This is a genomic window from Pseudooceanicola aestuariicola, assembly GCF_045763785.1.
Taxonomy (GTDB): domain Bacteria; phylum Pseudomonadota; class Alphaproteobacteria; order Rhodobacterales; family Rhodobacteraceae; genus Pseudooceanicola.
The window spans coordinates 128,774-143,532 of record NZ_JBJGSF010000004.1; the positions used below are offsets into that span (position 1 = coordinate 128,774).

Here is a 14,759-nt window from a genome sequence, read left to right on the forward strand (position 1 = left end):
TTTTTCAGGAATAGCCAAGTCAAAGGGTAGCTTGTCCCCGAAATACTCGGGAGGAGACCGATGAATCTTGGACGTGTCGTGCAGCGGTCTGCACGTTATTGGCCTAATGCCTTCGCTGCCGTGGATAAGACCCGGCGTTTGACTTTCATGCAGCTTGACGCGGAAACCAGCCAACTGGCCAGCGGGCTGATGGCAGCAGGGTTCCCGCGCGGCACCCATGTGGCGATGCAGGCCCCGAACTGCGTGGAAATCCTCGCGACAGAGATCGCCTGTTACAAAGGGGCGTTCGTGAAGGTGCCGGTGAACGCGCGGTTGTCGCCGGAAGAATCGGTGCATGTCATCAACGACAGCCACGCCGAGGTGGTCATCGCGGGACCGAAACATGCCGCCGATCTGGCCGAGCGCCGCGATCAGATGCCACGCCTGAAGAAGATCGTCGCGATTTCGGGCGATGCGGGGGATATCCTTTATTCCGACCTGATCGAACTGGGAAATTCCGGGTTCGACAGTCTTGAGACGCAGGACAGCGACCTGGCCGTTCTTCACTATACGTCGGGGTCATCCGGCGTTCTGAAGGCAGCCATGCAGAGCTATGGCAACCGGGCGGCGCTACTGCGCAAGCAACTGGTCAAGCCCTCGAAAGACGGCGGCATTGGCGTGTCGATGGGCCACGTGGGCCCGATCACCCATGCCTCGGGCATGTCGATCCTGCCGACGCTCTACATGGGCGGTAGCAACGTTTTGTTTGACCGCTTCGACATTCCAGAGTTTCTGGCCACGATCGAGAAAGAGCGGATCAACCGGGTCTTTCTGGTGCCGACGATGGTGTCGCGGATCCTTGCGTCGGGCGAAGTGCCCAAGCACGATCTGTCCAGCCTGACCGGCGTCGTCTATGGCGCGGCGCCCATGGCGCCTTCGGTCGTCGAAGAGGCGATGGATGCCTTTGGGCCGATCCTGTCGCAGGGCTATGGTGCAGGCGAAACGACGTCGACCATCACCGTGCTGACCGCGCAGGATCACGTAGAGGCGCTGGCCGGGGATCGCAGCCGGTTGGCCAGCTGTGGTCGCAGCTATTTCGACAATGACGTCCGTATTCTGCGCGAAGATGGCACCGAATGCGATCTGGGCGAGGCGGGCGAGATCGTCGTGCGTGGTCCGGACGTGATGCAGGGCTATTGGGGCGCACCGGAATTGTCCGAGGAGGTGTTGATTGACGGCGCCTATCATACCGGCGATGTCGCGACGCAGGATGACGAAGGCTATATGTTCATCGTCGACCGCAAGAAGGACATGATCATTTCGGGCGGGTTCAACGTCTATCCCTCCGAGGTCGAGAAAGTGCTCTACAGCCATCCCGCCGTGTTCGAAGTGGCCGTGGTCGGCGTGCCTGACAAGGAATGGGGCGAGGCGGTCAAGGCCGTCGTCGTGACCAAGGACGGTGCCGAATTGTCGCCCGAGGTGCTGGACACCTTCTGTCGGGACAACCTGCCGGGCTTCAAACGTCCGCGCAGTTTCGATTTCACCGCGGACCTGCCGCGCAACCCCAATGGCAAGATCGTGCGCCGCAAGGTGCGGGATGTCTATTGGGCCGATGCGGAAAGGAAAGTGTGATGCCCGGCTCTGACGCAAACGCCCGCGACGCTGCACGCAGCCGCGCTCTAAGTGATTTCCGGGGTGGCGACGCGGCCTTGGCGGCCGCCGAACCTCTGATCGACTTCCTGACCGGAGAGATCGCCGATTTCGAACGTGAACACGGTCTGAACTGGGACACGCCGGTCGACCATGCGATCCTGCGCAAGGTGTGGAAAATGTCCGCTGAACGCGGGTTCTATTCCTACCTGCTGCCTAAGGATCTGGGCGGTCAGGGCCTGTCGGTCGCGGATATCTGCGCCGTGCGCGAAGCGGCGTTGATGACTGGATCGGTGCTGGCGACGCATGTGCTGGGCGATCTGTCAGGTCCGCCGCGCGTGGGGCATCTGTTCAAACAGGCAAGCCCCTATCAGGTCGAGACCTTCCTGCAGCCGATCCAGACCGCTGACATTGCGATCTGTTTTGCCCTGACAGAGGCCGGGGCCGGGTCGGATGCCGCGTCGATCAAGACACGGGCCGAGAAAACGGCGGACGGGTATCGCCTGAACGGCGTCAAGCGCTTCATCTCGGGCGGCAGCTTTGCCGATGCCGCGATAGTTCTGGCCGTCACCGACCCCGAGGCGGGGCCGCGCGGTATCTCGGCCTTCTTTGTCGATCTGCATTCGGAGGGCGCGTCGAAGCGCACGGATTACGAAGTGCTGTCCGGCAAGGGAACGCATGCCGATCTGGTCTTCGAGGACGTTCTGGTCCCCGAGGCGAACCTGATCGGAGAGGAAGGCACCGGGTTCCGTCTGGGCATGGCGCGTATTTCCGTGAACCGTTTGCTGCATTGTTCGACCATGATGGGATTTGCGCGGCTGGCGCTGGATTTGTCGGTCGAACGTGCGGGGGGGCGTCAGCAATTCGGGCGGCCGATCGGCACTTTTCAGGCGATTCAGCATATGCTGGCCGATATGGCGACCGACCTTTACGCGGGCCGATCAATGATGTTCGACGCGGCACGGCGGTTGGATGAAGGGCACGACATCCGGGCCGAGGCGTCGATGTGCAAGCTTTACTGCGCCGAAAACGGGTTCCGGATCGCGGATCGGGCCATGCAGGTGCACGGCGGCGTCGGATTGCTGAAGGGCGGGCCGATCGAGTTCATCTTCCGCAATCTGCGTACCTTCCGGATCGTCACCGGCACGTCCGAGATCCAGAAGAACACGATTGCCAAGGCATTGTTGGACCGCGCTGGCTGATGTCCGGATTTCCTAAACCACTGGCCGGGAAGCGGGTGATTGACCTGTCGCTTCTTTATCCCGGCCCCGCGACGGCGGCGACCCTGCGGACCTTCGGCGCCGAGGTGATCAAGGTCGAGCCCCCCAAGGGCGATCCGACAGCGCGCCTGTTTCCCGAAACCTACCGGCAGCTGAACCGGGGCAAGCAGATCGTCACGCTTGACCTGAAGTCAGATGAGGGCAAAGCAGAGCTTGCGCAGCTGGTGGCCGAGGCCGATGTTCTGGTCGAAAGCTTTCGGCCCGGCGTTCTGACCCGGCTTGGGATCGGGCCTGACTGGTTGCACGCCCATCAGCCGCGGCTGGTGATCGTGTCGATCAGCGGCTTTGGCGCGACAGGGCCCTATCGGCATCAGCCTGCCCATGATCTGTCGGTCCTTGGTGTTGCGGGATATTTCGGGCTTCCCTCCGAACTGGATCCGAAAATCGTTCGGCCAAATATCCGGCTGGCCGATGCGCTGACCGTGAATGCCGCCAGCCTTGCGGCCTTTGCGGCGATTGTCGAAGCCGACCGGACGGGCAAAGGACAGATTGTCGATACCTCGATCTTTGATGCCACGGCAGCCGCTTGTCTGACGATGTCGCTGTCGCGCGGTGATCCCGATGCCGCGCCTGTGGCGCAGCGACAGGTCATGGCGGACAGTGCGATCTATGCCTGCCGCGACGGCAAACATATGGCCATCGCCACGCTAGAAGATCACTTCTGGGCCGAATTCCTGCGTCTTGCCACAGAGGAAGATCATCCGCTGCGATCCGAACGGTTTGCAACGCGGCGCGGGCGCGACGGCAACAAGGTCGACGTCGCGGCCCTGCTGACCGAGCTGTTCGCCGGCCGCGACCGAGAGGACTGGATCCTGATCTTCGGCTCAGGCCGCGTGCCCGTGGTTCCGGTCTGGGAAGGGGGCGAGGCGCTGCAAGACGATCATCTGAAACGTCGTGGCGCCGTTGCCCAATGGGGGCAGGGCGAGGAAGCGTTTTCCTATCCAAGCTTTCCGGCCGTGTTCAACGGCGTACGGGATCACGACGTTGCGGGGACGGACACCTAGCCGGGGTCCGTCCGCCCGACCGGTCGCGGATCAGTACATGGTGGTCGGCAGGATCAGTGAAATCGCGGGGAAGGCAATCAGCAGGATCAGAACGATCAGGTCGATGCCGATGAACCGCCACAGGCCACCGAAGATTTCCGAGATGCTGACCTTGCCTTCAAGGACGCTGGCCAGAACGAAGACGTTCAATCCGACAGGCGGGGTGATCAGCCCGATCTCGAGCAGTTTCACGATGACGACGCCGAACCAGATGATGTTGAGCCCATAGCTGTCCACAAGCGGGATCATCAGCGGGAGCGTCAGGACCATGATGCCAACCGGATCAAGGAACATCCCAAGCACCAGGTACAGCACACAGACCATCGCGATGAAGGCCCAGACGCTGACATCTCCGGTCTCCAGCAGGTGAACCAAGGCTGGACGACAGCCCGGTCAGGGCAATCAGCGACACGAAGATTTTCGCGCAGGCCGCGATCAGGAAGATCGCGCTGGTCGAGATCATCGTCTCGCGGATCATCGGCACGATTTCTTTCCACGCGATGCGCCCGCGCAGGACACCAAGAAGGGTTGCGAACAAGAGCGACAGTGCCGCCGCTTCGGTCGCCGTGAAGAACCCGCCATAGATCCCCCCCAGGACGAGCGTGAACAGCAGACCAGCGGGCCAAGCGGACCCAAGGGCGCGCATCTTCTGTTTCAGCGTAAAAGTTTCGTCCGGGATGGGGGCGATGTCGGGGGACCGTCGCACCCAGAGCACGATCACAAGTGCATAGGCGGCCAGCGACAACAGCCCCGGCAGCAGGCCCGCGATCTTTCTGCGCAGGAGGTCGGATTGAACCGATCAGCGCGTCGATTGAACGGTGGCGGACTTGGCCAGACAAAGTCCACAAAGTCGCGCTTGGACTAGCGGGCCAAACAGGGTGCGACCGGTCAGGGCCGCAACCCTTCTGGTCAGATCAAAGCTTCTCGGTCAGTTCCGGCACGGCATCGAACAGATCAGCCTACTGAGCGTTGATGCGGTAACACGAGATTTACTTGGGCCACTTCGTCTTTTCAGAACCGACAAGTTCTCGTAATAAACATTATGTAATTATCTGCAGAGTAGACTTCCGCCCCGGTCATCCGGCCCGAAACCTACAAAAATCAACGGCAGATATGCGCGTGGCGACGGACATCCGTCGCCACGCTTGTTTGCGGCTTTATGGCAGATCTCCTGTGATCCACAATCTGATCGCCTCGATCGAGCTGAGATCAGCATTGCGCAGATACGACATCCAGGTGTCATAGAGGTCCGGCAGGAACAGCGTAATCGACGGGACGGCGATCAGAATGCCAAGCGTCACCACATCCATCGCCAGGAACCACATCACGCCCTTGAAAATCGTGGTGATCGGGACGGCTCGCCCCACGACCGAACTGAGCATGAAGACGTTAAAGCCAAGTGGCGGCGTGATCAGACCGATTTCGAGGTATTTGATCATGATGACACCGAACCAGATCAACGAGATGTCATAGCTCTGCACAATCGGGATCACGACTGGCAAGGTGATCAACATGATCTCGATCGGGCCGATGAAGGTGCCGAGGATGATGTAGATGACCGAAAGCGCGATGATGACCGGCGTAGCCTGATCGCTGACCGACGTGGCGATTTCTGCCAGATACTGACCCAAACCCGATAGAGCCATGAACCGCGTGAAAACCGTGGCGCCGAAGATGATCGCAAAGATCGCTGCGCTTTGGCGCAGGGTATCGCTGAAGGCCATCTTGACTTTTTCCACCGAAAGCCGCCCGGCCAACAACGCGATAAGGAACGCGCCCGATGCACCGATGGCCCCTGCTTCCATTGGTGTGAAGACACCCAGCATGATCCCGCCCATCACTAGGATGAACAGCAGGCCGATGGCCCAGGACCCTTTCAGGGCATAGAGTTTCCGGCGCAGCGAAATACGTTCGGTCATGCCCGGAGCAAGCGACGGATTGATGCGTGCCCGGATCAGGATCATCGTGATGTAGACAAAGGCTGAAAACGCCCCGGGAAGGATCCCCGCGATGAACAAAAGCGCGATGGATTGCTGCGTGAAAACGGCGAAGAGGATCATCAGAACACTTGGCGGGATAAGCGATCCCAGTGTCCCGGATGCTGCCACCACGCCGGTGGCGAGACCCTTGTCGTATCCGCGGCGCAACATTTCGGGTACCGCGATTTTGCCCATGGCCGCGGATGTTGCAAGGCTGGACCCAGACACAGCGGCAAACGCCGCACAGCCTAGCGTAGACGCAGCCGCAAGCCCGCCGGGCAGCCGCCCGAACCACAGCCGCGCGGAATCGTAGACCTCTTTCGTGAAACCCGCGACATACGCGATATAGCCCATCAACATGAAGCTTGGGATCGTCGTCAGATCGAAGGTCAGCAATGTCCCGAATGTATCTGCAGATAGAACCGCATCAGCCGCACCCGTCGATCGCAGGATCGTAATGCCGCACCAACCCACAAGGAGCAGCGCAAAGGCAACCGGAATGCGCAGGAAGAGAAATACGATCATGAGCAGAACGCCCAGACCGCCAACAAGTTCACGATCCACGAGAACCTCCAGTCGACGCCTCGGCGTCTTCAAATAGTGAGTCGTCCAGCGTATCCAGATCACCGGTACCGGTGTGCGAGATCATCGGCCACATGTTCAGCCAGTTCAGATCGCCACGTCTGTCGCTGCGGATCGCTGAAGGCAGGATCAGCACCTGCGTCAGAATCCGGGTGATCCACCAAGCCAGACCCATCATGAAGATGACGCGCGGCGGCCAGGCAGGAAGTTCGTAGATCGATCCGTAGGTGATCTCGAGAAAGCTGTCGGGCACCTTTTCCAGCGAGACATAGCCGAGGCGGGTCACCGCGATGAGGCCGATGAGCACACCAACCAGCCGAAGCCAGAGGTTGATACGATAGGACAGCACATCCGACAAGGCGGTGATTTCGATATGGTCTTCGCGGCCCTGCAAGGTTCCAAGCATCATGGCCACCATCGCGACCAGCGACCATTCCGCGAAGGTGATGTCGTCGGGGATGGGCTTGTAGACAGTCCGGGACGTGACCGAGATAAAGGTGACCAGAACGAGACAGGCCAGAACAATCCCCGCGATCACCATGATCACACGGTCGACCCGTCCAAGAGCTGAAGCAATCCGCGCCAGCTGAGCCCGCGCCGCCATAGCCTTGTCCGAGGCACCTCCTGCGAGGACGGCGTTATAGACAACCCAGAAGATGAAGATCAGCAGCAGATCGAAGAACAACCCGATGCACCAAAGCGACGCGATATGGTGGATCGCCCAGAAACTGTCCGGTTCCTGAAGAAGGTTCCGGTAAATCAGATATGTAAACACGGAAGGTGCCTTTCTACCGGCGCTAAGGCCAAACCCACGATGGGGTCAGGTGCCGGAAGTTTTTCTGATGGTTTGAAGGTACGATGCGCCACGGGCTGCTAAACCCGTGGCGCGAGGGTTCACTTCCAGGGGTAGCCGTCAGATGTCACCGTTTCCGCAGTTTCTTTCAACTCGCTGCGAAACGCTTCGGCGACCTCGGTGGCGCGCGGGTTCACTGCAACAGCCTTGCCGATGTTGTTGTCGTAAGACGGGGCCAGAGCGGTGCTCCAGACTTCCTGCTCTTCTTCGCTGAGTTCGTAGACCTGCATCGGATATTTTGCATCCGCCTGCACTTCATCGAAGACCCTGTTTGACTCGTCGATTTCGGCCTTGGCGAAGGCTTCGTTCAACGCGGGCAGCGAATCTTCGATCGCCTTTTTATGTTCGTCGCTCAGACCATTCCAGACGTCGAGGTTGATGTAATACATGTTGGAATGCTGGCCCAGACCGATCCGGGTGATGTAGTCTGTGACCTCGTTCAGCTTGTAGGTGAACAGCTGGTTGGCATAGGTCGTCGCGCCCGTGATCGTGCCCTTTTCAAGCGACGTGTAGGTTTCCGGCGATTGCACCCGCGCAGGGTTTACGTTCCACCCGGATTCCTGCGCCGCAAAGGCATAGTGACTGGACAGGCGCATGGTGGCGTTGTCGAAGTCTTCCGGCGTCTTGTAGAATTTGTTGCCGACAAAGATGACCGGGCCGATCGATTCAATCGCCAGGAACTTCACGTTCTGGGCTTCTTCCTCTTCGGCGATGATCGGAAAGGCGTCGCGTGTGTCGCGCCAAGCCTTCGAAATGACCCAAGGATCGCCCGAGCCAGTGGCCGTCGAAGACAGATATGCCAACGGAAGTTTCTGACGCGAATAGGCCGGGACGACGACGCCCATGTCAGCCAGCCCGTCTGCCACCGCTTCGAGGTTGTCACCCAGTTTGGACAGGGACTGCTGCCAGTAGAATTCGATCTCCAGATCGCCGTTTGTGGCCTCGCTCAGCTTGTCCGCCCATTCCTTAATTACCTTCGATGGCGTCGCGTCCGGCGGAGACGAGCTCGTGAAACTGAGCGTCTCTGCATTGATCGTCTGCGCCGTGACCAGTGTCAGCGCGGCGGCATATGCGAGTTTGGAAAAATAAGTCATGAAAGTCCTCCCTTTGGTTCTTTCTTGGCGGTTATTGCGGCTTATCGGCCGCGCCTTGGCGGGCCAGAAAATCACCGCGAAACATGTCCCTCCCGGACCTGGTTACATTGATACTTTCAAAGCGTTTTCCGTTCGTCTATCTCTTACTTGATGTAAACCATCTAGGATGTGATAAATGACCCTCGAACCTGATATTGAATATGACGGCGTCGTCAAATCGGCGGCCCGGGTCGTTCAGATCCTTGAACTGTTTGAGGCAAAGCAGACGGCGCTAAGCATCAATCAGATCGTTGAAGGTCTGCGCTTACCTCAATCCAGCGTCTCCTCTTTGGTGAAATCACTCGTCACCCTGGGGTATCTGAACCGGGTCGATGACACCCGAACCTTCGCGCCGTCCGAACGTCTGGCGTTCCTCGGGCACTGGACGCTTGGCAGATCGCGCGGCATGGAAGCCGTGCAGAACCTGATGGGCAGCCTGTCGGAAACCACTGGTGAAGCGATCCTTCTGGGATGCCGCACCGGCGGGATGCTGCAATACGTAGAGACGATCGAATCTCCGCATGTATTGCGCTTTACACTGCAGCCCAACCAGACCCGGCCCATGCAAAGCTGCGGACTGGGGATCATGTTGCTGACCCGGATGTCCGACACGGCGGTCGCCAAGCTGGTGCGACGGTTCAACGATGAATTCCCGATGCACCCGCTGCGCCGACCAGAAGCGGATGTTCTGAACGACGTCCGCAAAGCACGTGACGAAGGATATTTTGAAACCTTCGGAATGGTCACGGCAGAGGTCGGCACAATATCGATGCTTCTGCCCATCTCTGGCGACAATCGCGCTCTGGCCATCGGATATGGCGGCCCGCTGAGCCGACTGCAGAGCAAGAGCGAGTGGTTACGCTCTGTGCTCAAAGAGAAGATCGAGGAGTTCACGGCGGCAAATCCAGCTTGATCGCAGCGTCAGAACATGAATTCGCCACCGTTCAGGTGAATGGCCTGACCGTTGACGAAACTGCCCGTCGTGCAGAGGTAGAGGGCCGCGTAGGCCAGGTCATCGACATGACCCCAGCGACGCACGGGGATCGTCTTGCGCTTCTTGTCGACGTCTGTGTTCGGGTACTGGCTCCAGTCCCGATCCGTGTCGATCGCGCCCGGCACCAGCGTGTTGGCGGTGATCCCGTGCGGTCCAAGCTCGCCCGCGATGGCCTTGGAAAATCCGTGCAGGCCCGACTTCGCGGCGATGTTGTAGGCGCGGTTCAGCAGGTGGCCGGTGAACCCGTCGTAGCCCGAAACATGGATGATGCGACCCCAGCCGTTCGCCTTCATCTGCGGCACCACGTGATGCGCGATATAATAGGCCGCGGAGAGGTTGATCCGGATGGACTCGTCCCAGTCTTGGATGGTGATCTCTTCGAACGGCTTGTGCAGGCGGCGGCCAACGTTCGAGACAGAGATGTCGATATCGCCGAAGGTGTCGTTGGCTTCCTTGATCATCTCGCCGACGGCATCCGCGTCCGACACGTCGGTCGAGATCGCATGCGCCTTACCGCCGATCTCTTCGATCTTGGCGACCGTATCCTTCAGCTTGTCCATGCTGCGACCGTTGACCACGACCTTCGCTCCGGCCTCGGCCAGACGGAAGGCAATGGCCTGACCGATGTTCTGGCCCGCACCGGTGACCAACGCGACCTTGCCTTCAAGGTTCTTCAGATGGATCCCTAACGGATCGGGGATCGCGCCTTTCCGGATTTCCGCTGACGTTTTCATTCGTTTCTCCTCCCTGCCCGCAGGCAATTACATTCCGATCATGTCCGCGCGGTCGACGATCCGGTCGACGATGCGCATCGACGCGATATCGATCATGCTGCCTTCGAACTGGGCTGCGCCCAGACCCTGAGACACTGCCTCGTCAAAGGCCGCACGCATGCGGCGCGCCCGGTCGACTTCGTCCTGCGTGGGCGAAAAGACCTCTTGCGCAATTTCGACCTGGCTGGGGTGGATCGCCCATTTGCCGACCATCCCCAAGATCATCGAGCGACGGCATTCCTCGCGGAAGGCGTCAGGGTTTGAGAACTTGGCAAAAGGACCGTCGATGGCGTCGATCTTGTTGACGCGCGCGGCGATGGTCATCTTCTGGCGCTGGTAGTGCCAGATGTCACCGGGATAGCCAGACTCGCCGCCGATATCCTTGGTGCTGACACCCTGCGAGGCCGAGTAATCGCCCATCCCGAAGATCAACGCCTCAAGCCGGGGGGAGGCAGCCGCGATTTCGTCCACGCGCTGCATCGCCTCGACCTCTTCGATCAGCGTCTCAAGGCCGATCTTCTTGGTCATCTTCAACTTCTTCTCCATCTGGGACATCAGCTTGTCACAGAAGGTGATATCGTCCGGACCCATGCATTTGGTCAGCATGATAACGTCCAGGTTCTCGCCCGCACCCTCCATGATCTCCATGATGTCCTCAGCCGCGTACTCCGTCGTCAGGTCATTGATCCGGACGCAGCGGGTGGTCTTGCCGAAGTCGAGGTTGTTGAGCGCGTCGATGATCTTTTTGCGCGCGGGCCGCTTTTCCTGCGGGGCAACGGCGTCTTCGAGATCAAGAAAGACATAGTCGACGTCTAGACCGGCGGCCTTGGTCATCATCTTCTCGCTTGATCCGGGTACGGACAGCTGGCAGCGGCGCAGGCGTTTGGGACGGTCAGTCATGACATGGTTCCTTCTTTTTCATATTTCTGGTCGGCGCCTGGCTGGACCGCTTTTGTGCGCGGGCCAAGGGCGGCAATGTCGTCTGCGGTAAACCCGAACTCGCCCAGAATCTCTTCGGCGTGTTCGTCGATCAGCGGTGCCTGTGTCCGGACACCGGCTGTAGCATGTTCCATCCGCACGGGCGTATTGGCGATCTGAAGCCTGTCCCCCGTACCGGGCACGGCCACGTCGGACAGCATCGTGCGGGCCTGGAAATGCGGGTCCGAGAAGATGTCTTCTGCGGTCATCACGGGCGCGAAAGGAACGTGCCCGCCCAGCACCTCGGAAATCTGTGCCCGGGTCCGGGCCCGCGTCCAGTCAGAGACGGCGGCCATGGTCCGGGTCGCGTTGGCAATGCGGGACGGGTTAGTGGCGAAATCGGGATCCGTGGCAAGTTCGGGCCGACCGATGAGGTCGGTGAAGATTGCCCAGAACTTATCGTTCGGAATTCCGAGTGTCAGATACCCGTCCGCCGCCTCGAATATCCCGAACGGACACAACAGGGGGTGGCCGTTGCCTTCGGGTCCCGGGGAAACGCCGGTGGCGGAATATTGGTAAATCATCCGCTCGCACAGCGCGAGGACGCTGTCGACCATGCTGATGTCGACCCTGTCGCCCTGCCCCGTGCGCTGCGCGCGGTAGAGCGCTGCGACCGCGCCGAAGGCTGCGAACATGGCTGGGGCGATATCGCCGATGCCGGGGCCGATCTTGGTCGGCGCGCCACCGGGGACCGGGCCGGTGATGCCCATGATCCCGCCCATAGCCTGGCTGACAGGATCATAGGCTGGCCAGTCGCGATAGGGGCTCACCCCGCCTGCCGCGTCCCCGAACCCTCGGACCGAGGCATGCACAAGCCGGGGGTTAAGGTCAGTCAGAGTCGCGTCATCCAGACCCAGACGCTCCATGACGCCGTACCGAAAATTCTCGATCAGGATGTCCGAGGTGGCGATCATCCGTTTCAACGCGGCCAGTCCGGCCGTTGATTTCAAATCCAGCACGATGGAGCGTTTGTTACGGTTGATCGAGGCAAAGTAACTGCCGTATCCGCCCTGTTCCTGAACCAAAGCGCCGGGAAGATGCGGACCGATCCGGCGGGTGTTGTCGCCACCCGGCGGTTCGACCTTGATGACATCTGCACCCTGATCGGCCAGCATCATCGAGGCATAGGGCCCCGCCAGCATCATGGTCAGGTCGATCACACGGACGCCTTCAAGCGCGCCGCCGACCGGGGCCCCGGAATATGACGGTCGATTTACCACGTTCACGCCGCCCCGGCCCAATGGCTGCGCCGTTTCATCAGGACCTTGCGATCCGCCTGAACACACAGTTTGTCGTCCTGATTGATGCCGTAGTGCCGGAAATGCACGACGCCTGCGTCGTCGCGGTCTGCGTTCGTCGTCTCCAGCACTTCGGTGAAGGCATAAAGCGTGTCGCCGTGATAGACTGGGTTGGTGAGGCGCACGCGGTCCATCTCGAGTTCCGCGATCGCCTGTTCGGCCGTATCCTGCGCCGCAAGGCCAAGCACGAAGGACAGGTTGATCCCGCCGAATACCACCCGCTGCGCAAAGATGCCGTGACCGGCGTTCTTCATGCGATGTTCGTTGAAATGCCCTTCGGCCGTGTTCATCACCAGATTGGTGATCAGCACGTTGTCCATCTCGGTCATGGTCTTGCCGCGGGCGTGTTTCCACAGATCGCCCGTATTGAAATCCTCGAAATAGCAGTTGGACGAGGTCAGCTGTGCCGCGTTCGGAGTGTTGCCCATCATTCCGCCGCCTTCATGCCGGGGGTCGCGCCCCATTTCTTTTCAAACGCCCGGTCAGAGATCATCTGATCGACAATGGATTTGCCCAGTAGCTTGTCGGAAATGATCCGTTGCTGGATCTCTGAAGTGCCCTCGAAGATCTTGGTCAGACGGGCGTCGCGCCAGTAGCGTTCCACCGCGTGCAGCTTGGTGTAGCCGGCGCCACCAAGGATCTGCAGCGCTTCAGACGTGACGCGTTCGGCCATTTCGGACGCGAAGTATTTCACCATCGACGCTTCCTTGTCACAGCGCGCGCCGGTGTCGATGCTGTTGCAGACCGAATAAAGCAGCTGACGCGCCGCCTCGACCTCTGTCGCCATGGTGGCCAGCTTGAAACGGATCGCCTGAAATTCGCCAATCGGCATGCCGAATTGTTCGCGTTCCTGCGCATAGGCCAGCGCATCTTCCAGCGCCCCTTGGGCCAGACCGATAGACCGGGCAGCCGTGTGGGCGCGCGCTGTTTCCAGACCCTTAGCCATCAGTTTGAAGGCTTTTCCCTCTTCGCCGATCATATGGTCATCGGGCACGCGGAAGCCGTCGAAAGACAGTTCATAGGTATGCCAGCCGAAATAACCGATCTTTGGGATCGCGCTGCCGTTAATACCCTTGGGCAGGCTGCCGCGTTCCTTGTGGATCATGAAGCACGAGATGCCCATCCAGCGTTTGTCCGACGACGGCGGCGGTGCGGTGCGGGCGAAGACGGTCAGATAATCGGCGCCATCCGCGAAGGTGCACCAGTACTTCGACCCGGTCAGGACCCAGTCATCCCCGTCCTTTTCGGCCCGGCAAGAGATCGAGGCAAGGTCCGACCCAGTGCCGGGTTCAGACAGCGATGAAGCGTTCAGGAATTCGCCACGTACCACCCGGGGCAGGTATTCCTTTTGCTGTTCCGGCGACATCGCTTTGCGGATCCATCCGCCCTGGCCGCGCGCCATGATCGACGCGACCGACATCCAGCCGCGCGCCAGTTGTTCAGCAACAAGACAATATTCGAACGCGCCAAGGCCCAGACCACCGAATTCTTCGGGGATCATGATGCCGAAGTATCCCATGTCGGCCATCTTCTGGCGCAGCTCCATTGGAATTTCCGCATCTGGGCCGTCCAGCTTGTTCGCGACGGGCAGCACCTCGCGCATGGTGAAGTCGCGGGCGGAGTCGCGGATCATCTTGCGTTCTTCGGTGAAATATCCGCGTCCGTCTTCTGAAATGGAAATGTCGTCGGAGTTCATCAGACTTGCTCCTCTGATTGGCGTTTTCTGACAAGGTTCGACCGTTCGAACCGAATGACTTCTTCGCCGCGCTGGTTCAGCCCGACGGTGGCCCATGTGACGATGCCAAAGTCCGGGCGCTTGCCGCTTTCGCGGGCCGACAGAACCTTGCTGGATGCGCTTAACGTGTCGCCGGGATAGACCGGGACGCCATAGACGCATTTGTCGACACCCAGAAACGGACCGCCGCCTTCGGACAGGTCTTCGACGCTGAGGCCGAAGACCGTGTTGAACACCAGCAGCGGGTTGACCGGGCAGCCGCGGTCATGACCATTTTCCTTCGCGATCTCGGCGTTAAAATACTGCGGGTTGTAATTCATCGTCAGCGTGGTGAAGAGCGTGTTGTCCGCCTCTGTCACGGTGCGGCCCCAGTGATGGGTAAAGCTGCGGCCTTCGCTGAAATCCTCGTACCGGTTGCCGCGCGGCCATAGCTTGGCCCGCGCTTTCAGGTCTGCAACGATCTCTTTCGTCATGGTCTTCTT

Annotated in this window: 15 protein-coding genes; 4 read left to right on the forward strand and 11 right to left on the reverse strand. The window is 60.0% G+C overall.

The genetic code is table 11. From position 1 onward, the window contains the following. Positions 1–60 precede the first annotated feature (60 nt). From ACI3GR_RS15495 to ACI3GR_RS15505, 3 genes are read left to right on the forward strand one after another with little or no spacing between them, the layout of a single operon-like run. A complete protein-coding gene (locus ACI3GR_RS15495; protein ID WP_407495791.1) occupies positions 61–1,611 on the forward strand; it encodes an AMP-binding protein in 1,551 nt (516 codons plus the stop codon). Then, on the forward strand, positions 1,611–2,831 hold the full coding sequence (locus tag ACI3GR_RS15500) for an acyl-CoA dehydrogenase family protein (RefSeq protein ID WP_407495794.1): 1,221 nt from the start codon (positions 1,611–1,613) through the stop codon (positions 2,829–2,831). The genes ACI3GR_RS15495 and ACI3GR_RS15500 overlap by 1 nt, the downstream gene beginning before the upstream one ends. Further along, a complete protein-coding gene (locus ACI3GR_RS15505; RefSeq protein WP_407495797.1) occupies positions 2,831–3,913 on the forward strand; it encodes a CaiB/BaiF CoA transferase family protein in 1,083 nt (360 codons plus the stop codon). The genes ACI3GR_RS15500 and ACI3GR_RS15505 overlap by 1 nt, the downstream gene beginning before the upstream one ends. Before the next feature lie 30 nt (positions 3,914–3,943). Here ACI3GR_RS15505 and ACI3GR_RS15510 read toward each other — a convergent pair whose 3' ends face one another. The 5 genes from ACI3GR_RS15510 to dctP all read right to left on the reverse strand — a co-directional run bounded on the left by ACI3GR_RS15510 (position 3,944) and on the right by dctP (position 8,460). Continuing rightward, entirely contained in the window at positions 3,944–4,276 is a 333-nt protein-coding gene (locus ACI3GR_RS15510) for a TRAP transporter large permease subunit (protein WP_407495800.1), read from the reverse strand. Then, entirely contained in the window at positions 4,236–4,697 is a 462-nt protein-coding gene (locus tag ACI3GR_RS15515; protein WP_407495802.1) for a TRAP transporter large permease subunit, read from the reverse strand. The genes ACI3GR_RS15510 and ACI3GR_RS15515 overlap by 41 nt, the downstream gene beginning before the upstream one ends. A gap of 412 nt (positions 4,698–5,109) precedes the next feature. Further along, positions 5,110–6,495 (reverse strand): TRAP transporter large permease, encoded by a 1,386-nt coding sequence (locus ACI3GR_RS15520; protein WP_407495804.1) that lies wholly within the window; start codon positions 6,493–6,495, stop codon positions 5,110–5,112. Then, complete coding sequence (locus ACI3GR_RS15525) at positions 6,485–7,288, reverse strand: TRAP transporter small permease (protein ID WP_407495807.1); 804 nt, start codon at positions 7,286–7,288, stop codon at positions 6,485–6,487. The genes ACI3GR_RS15520 and ACI3GR_RS15525 overlap by 11 nt, the downstream gene beginning before the upstream one ends. Before the next feature lie 119 nt (positions 7,289–7,407). Then, entirely contained in the window at positions 7,408–8,460 is a 1,053-nt protein-coding gene (gene dctP, locus ACI3GR_RS15530) for a TRAP transporter substrate-binding protein DctP (RefSeq protein ID WP_407495808.1), read from the reverse strand. Between the two features lie 175 nt (positions 8,461–8,635). Here dctP and ACI3GR_RS15535 point away from each other — a divergent pair, with 175 nt between their 5' ends. Continuing rightward, complete coding sequence (locus ACI3GR_RS15535; RefSeq protein ID WP_407495810.1) at positions 8,636–9,412, forward strand: IclR family transcriptional regulator; 777 nt, start codon at positions 8,636–8,638, stop codon at positions 9,410–9,412. 8 nt (positions 9,413–9,420) lie between these two features. Here the strand turns inward: ACI3GR_RS15535 and ACI3GR_RS15540 are convergent, their stop codons facing one another. Genes ACI3GR_RS15540 through ACI3GR_RS15565 form a run of 6 tightly spaced genes read right to left on the reverse strand, consistent with a single transcriptional unit; the run spans position 9,421 to position 14,750 of the window. Continuing rightward, on the reverse strand, positions 9,421–10,227 hold the full coding sequence (locus ACI3GR_RS15540) for an SDR family NAD(P)-dependent oxidoreductase (RefSeq protein ID WP_407495812.1): 807 nt from the start codon (positions 10,225–10,227) through the stop codon (positions 9,421–9,423). A gap of 27 nt (positions 10,228–10,254) precedes the next feature. Next, positions 10,255–11,166, reverse strand: coding sequence for an HpcH/HpaI aldolase/citrate lyase family protein (locus ACI3GR_RS15545; RefSeq protein ID WP_407495814.1), 912 nt, complete (start codon positions 11,164–11,166; stop codon positions 10,255–10,257). Next, positions 11,163–12,464, reverse strand: a complete 1,302-nt coding sequence (locus ACI3GR_RS15550) for a CaiB/BaiF CoA transferase family protein (RefSeq protein WP_407495817.1) — start codon at positions 12,462–12,464, stop codon at positions 11,163–11,165. Before ACI3GR_RS15550 ends, ACI3GR_RS15545 begins: the two co-directional genes overlap by 4 nt. A gap of 2 nt (positions 12,465–12,466) precedes the next feature. Next, the gene (locus ACI3GR_RS15555) at positions 12,467–12,973 is read right to left on the reverse strand and encodes a MaoC family dehydratase (RefSeq protein WP_407495819.1); all 507 of its coding nucleotides are present in this window, start codon (positions 12,971–12,973) and stop codon (positions 12,467–12,469) included. After that, positions 12,970–14,238: an acyl-CoA dehydrogenase family protein gene (locus ACI3GR_RS15560; RefSeq protein ID WP_407495821.1), complete on the reverse strand. Its 1,269-nt coding sequence runs from the start codon at positions 14,236–14,238 to the stop codon at positions 12,970–12,972. Before ACI3GR_RS15560 ends, ACI3GR_RS15555 begins: the two co-directional genes overlap by 4 nt. Next, a complete protein-coding gene (locus tag ACI3GR_RS15565; protein ID WP_407495824.1) occupies positions 14,238–14,750 on the reverse strand; it encodes a MaoC family dehydratase in 513 nt (170 codons plus the stop codon). The genes ACI3GR_RS15560 and ACI3GR_RS15565 overlap by 1 nt, the downstream gene beginning before the upstream one ends. Between the last annotated feature and the right edge of the window lie 9 nt (positions 14,751–14,759).

Bases quoted from the DNA above. Each gene is read 5' to 3' on its own strand.
- ACI3GR_RS15495 (WP_407495791.1), top strand. From the start codon at position 61: ATGAATCTTGGACGTGTCGTGCAGCGGTCTGCACGTTATTGGCCTAAT.
- ACI3GR_RS15500 (WP_407495794.1), top strand. From the start codon at position 1,611: ATGCCCGGCTCTGACGCAAACGCCCGCGACGCTGCACGCAGCCGCGCT.
- ACI3GR_RS15505 (WP_407495797.1), top strand. From the start codon at position 2,831: ATGTCCGGATTTCCTAAACCACTGGCCGGGAAGCGGGTGATTGACCTG.
- ACI3GR_RS15510 (WP_407495800.1), bottom strand. From the start codon at position 4,276: ATGGTCTGTGTGCTGTACCTGGTGCTTGGGATGTTCCTTGATCCGGTT.
- dctP (WP_407495808.1), bottom strand. From the start codon at position 8,460: ATGACTTATTTTTCCAAACTCGCATATGCCGCCGCGCTGACACTGGTC.
- ACI3GR_RS15535 (WP_407495810.1), top strand. From the start codon at position 8,636: ATGACCCTCGAACCTGATATTGAATATGACGGCGTCGTCAAATCGGCG.
- ACI3GR_RS15540 (WP_407495812.1), bottom strand. From the start codon at position 10,227: ATGAAAACGTCAGCGGAAATCCGGAAAGGCGCGATCCCCGATCCGTTA.
- ACI3GR_RS15545 (WP_407495814.1), bottom strand. From the start codon at position 11,166: ATGACTGACCGTCCCAAACGCCTGCGCCGCTGCCAGCTGTCCGTACCC.
- ACI3GR_RS15555 (WP_407495819.1), bottom strand. From the start codon at position 12,973: ATGATGGGCAACACTCCGAACGCGGCACAGCTGACCTCGTCCAACTGC.
- ACI3GR_RS15560 (WP_407495821.1), bottom strand. From the start codon at position 14,238: ATGAACTCCGACGACATTTCCATTTCAGAAGACGGACGCGGATATTTC.
- ACI3GR_RS15565 (WP_407495824.1), bottom strand. From the start codon at position 14,750: ATGACGAAAGAGATCGTTGCAGACCTGAAAGCGCGGGCCAAGCTATGG.